Origin of the sequence: Clostridium sp. (genome assembly GCF_030532265.1) — a bacterium.
Lineage (GTDB): Bacteria > Bacillota > Clostridia > Clostridiales > Clostridiaceae > Clostridium.
In genome coordinates this window covers 1-3558 of sequence record NZ_JAUNLM010000108.1, presented here as the reverse complement: position 1 = coordinate 3558, position 3558 = coordinate 1, and the positions used below count along the sequence as shown (strand labels likewise).

General features: G+C 24.1%; 2 protein-coding genes. One reads left to right on the top strand and one right to left on the bottom strand.

What is annotated here, in order from left to right:
• Positions 1-85: 85 nt before the first annotated feature.
• On the top strand, positions 86-3061 hold the full coding sequence (locus tag Q4E08_RS11880) for a DUF3427 domain-containing protein (protein ID WP_303131196.1): 2976 nt from the start codon (positions 86-88) through the stop codon (positions 3059-3061).
• 44 nt (positions 3062-3105) lie between these two features.
• On the opposite strand, the gene mutT is transcribed toward Q4E08_RS11880, so the two are convergent.
• Positions 3106-3489 carry an 8-oxo-dGTP diphosphatase MutT gene (gene mutT / locus Q4E08_RS11875; protein WP_303131194.1) on the bottom strand — a complete coding sequence of 128 codons (384 nt, stop codon included), beginning with the start codon at positions 3487-3489 and terminating at the stop codon, positions 3106-3108.
• Between the last annotated feature and the right edge of the window lie 69 nt (positions 3490-3558).

Genomic DNA, 3558 nt, shown 5'->3' with positions numbered 1-3558 from the left:
TCCATATTATTACTTAATATCTAATACTTTCATTAATAATGCTATAATATAAATGCAAATATATTTTATTAAATGAGAGGTAAATATGAGTACAAAAACTTTTGTAGATAATAATTTAAATAGTCTTACCTTTAAGACAATTGCTATAGATAATAATGATAATTCCTCAATAAAAAATGAACTTATAAGTGCTACAAATACAGCATTAATAAATCATCATACAAATTCAAATTTAGCTTTAGTTCCAAAATTAATAGTGAATGATTATTCAAAAGGAAGTAAAGTTTTAAATGAAATAATATCTGAACTTAATAAATGCACCGAATTTTTCATATCTGTTGCTTTTATTACAAGTAGTGGTATAACTCCACTTTTAGAAACTTTAAAACTATTATGCGAAAAGGGTGTTAAAGGTAAAATTCTAACTACTGATTACTTAAATTTTAGTGAACCTAAAGCATTAAGAAAACTATTAGAATTTTCTAATTTAGAAGTTAAATTGTACACAAAAGAAAATTTTCATACAAAAGGCTATATGTTTAAACATAATGATCACTATAAAATAATTATAGGAAGTTCAAATCTAACTCAAACAGCACTTACTAAAAATAAAGAATGGAATTTGAAAATATCCTCTCTTGAAAATGGAGCTTTAACATTAAGTGTTATTAATGAATTTAATACCCTTTGGAATGAAGCATCCCCTTTAGATTTAGATTGGATAGAAACTTATGAAGATATTTATAAAAAACAAAAAGAATTTACTAAAAAAACTAAAATTCCAACACTTAAACATTACAAGCTTAAACCAAACAAAATGCAAGTATCTGCCATACAAAATTTAAATAAACTTAGAGAAAACGGTGCAAATAAAGCTCTTTTAATTTCATCAACTGGTACTGGTAAAACTTATCTTTCAGCTTTTGAACTTAGAAATTATAATGCTAAGAAAGCTTTATTTGTGGTTCACAGAGAACAACTTGCAAGTCAAGCTTTGAATAGTTTTAAAAATGTATTTGGTGATACAAAAACTATGGGAATACTATCAGGAAATACCAAAGATTTTAATAAAGAAATAATTTTTTCTACTGTTCAAACCCTTTCTAAAGATTATATTTTAGAAAAATTTAAACAAAACGAATTTGACTATATTATAATTGATGAAGTTCATAGAGCAGGTGCTATTAGTTATCAAAAGTTTATAAATTACTTTAAACCAAAATTTCTACTTGGTATGACTGCTACTCCTGAAAGAAATGATGACTTTGATATTTTTAAAATATTTGATTATAACATTGCCTATGAAATACGCCTTAAACAAGCTTTAGAAGAAGATTTGCTTTGTCCATTTCATTACTTTGGAATATCAGATATTTCTGTAAATGGCGTTGAACTTAATGAAAACTCTGATTTTAATTTATTAACATCTAAAGAAAGAGTTAATCATATAATTGATAAAATCAACTTCTATGGATATTCAGGTGATAGAGTTAAAGGATTAATCTTTTGTAGCAATAAAAATGAAGCACATGAGCTTTCTAATATGTTTAATGAACGTGGATTTAATACATTAGCTTTAACATCTGATAATAGTCAAAAAGAAAGGGAAAAGGCAATAAACCTTTTAGAAAAAGATTCAAAAGAAAACTCATTAGATTATATTTTTACAGTCGATATATTCAATGAAGGCGTTGATATACCTTCTATTAACCAAGTTATTATGCTAAGACCAACTAAATCTTCAATAATTTTTGTTCAACAACTAGGTAGAGGTCTTAGAAAAGATAATTCAAAAGAATATGTAGTTATATTAGACTTCATAGGTAACTATAATAATAATTTTTTAATTCCAATTGCCTTATCTTCCGATAACTCTTTTAACAAAGATAATATTAGAAAATATGTAACAGAGGGTAATAGAATAATTCCTGGCTGTTCTACTATAAATTTTGATACTATTTCTAAAAAAAGAATATTTGAATCTATTGATAATGCTAATTTTAATGACATAAAGCTTATTAAAGAAAATTATAAATCATTAAAAATGATGCTTGGTAAAATTCCAAGCTTAATTGATTTTGATAAGTATAATTCTATTGACCCATTAAGAATATTTGATAATAAAAATTTAGGTTCTTATTATAAATTTTTAAATAAGTACGAAAAATCATATGAAATCAAACTAAACAAAACAGAAGAATTATTCATTGAATTCATTTCAAAAAAATTAGCTTCTGGAAAGAGAATTCATGAACTTTTACTTATTAAAATTGCTCTACAAAATATTAATGAAACTAATTTAATTAGTAGATTAAAGATTGAACTAAAAAAAGATTATAATATAAATTTTAAAACGACAACTGAAACTAATATTGTAAATATACTTACTAATAAATTTTTAACTGGCTCTAGTAAAAACACTTATAAAGATTGTATTTTTTTAGAAAAATCAAATTCTGATTACAGATTATCAGATAAATTTAAAACATGCCTTAAAAATAATAATTTTAAGTTTATTGTTCAAGAATTAGTCTATTTTGGTATGAATAGATATAATAAGTTATATAGCAATAGGTATATGGATACAAATTTACAATTATATCAAAAATATACTTACGAAGATGTTTGTAGGTTACTTGAATGGGAAAAAAGCGAAGTTGCACTTAATATAGGAGGATATAAATTTGATAAAATCACAAAAACCTATCCTGTATTTATAAACTACAATAAACCTATTGATATTTCGGATACAATTAATTACGAAGATAGATTTATATCACCATCACAACTAATCGCTATATCAAAATCAGGAAGAACAAAAAAATCTGATGATATAGTAACTGCTTATAATTCCGAATTACTTGGTGTTTCTATTAGCTTATTTGTTAGAAAAAATAAAGATGATAAAATATCAAAAGAATTTTACTTTCTTGGCTATATAAAAACTTTTGGAGAACCATTAGAATTTAAAATGAATAATACAACCAAAACAGCAGTTGAAATTAATTATAATCTTACTACTCCAGTAAGAGATGATATTTATGATTATTTAACATCATAAAAAAAGGCTAATTACTATATTAAAAGTAGTAATTAGCTTTTTTATTATAACTTTTTCAAATCATTAACAACTAAAATATCTGCTGGAATCCAATTTTGATTCTCTAATTCATTAAAAGAAATCCATTTTGCATCATTATGAGCATTTAATGCAAGTTCTCCACCTATTATTTCACATATAAAACAATGCATTGTTAAATGAAAATTTGGATAATCATATTCTATTGTAGATAAGAAATCTTTTATATTTATATCAAGCTCTAATTCTTCTTGTATTTCACGCTTTAATGCTTCTTCTCTTGTTTCTCCACTTTCTATTTTACCACCTGGAAATTCCCACATGTCTATAAATTCTCCATATCCCCTACGTGTTATGAATATTTTATCTTCCTTTTTTATCACAGCTGCTACTACTTCTATTTTTTTCATATGTAACTCCTTCCGTCCTATTTATCTAAAATATTATACATTATTTAATATATAATTTCATATTTTTAA

Excerpts from the sequence above, each read along its gene's own strand:
- Q4E08_RS11880 (WP_303131196.1), top strand. The coding sequence starts at position 86 with ATGAGTACAAAAACTTTTGTAGATAATAATTTAAATAGTCTTACCTTT.
- mutT (WP_303131194.1), bottom strand. The coding sequence starts at position 3,489 with ATGAAAAAAATAGAAGTAGTAGCAGCTGTGATAAAAAAGGAAGATAAA.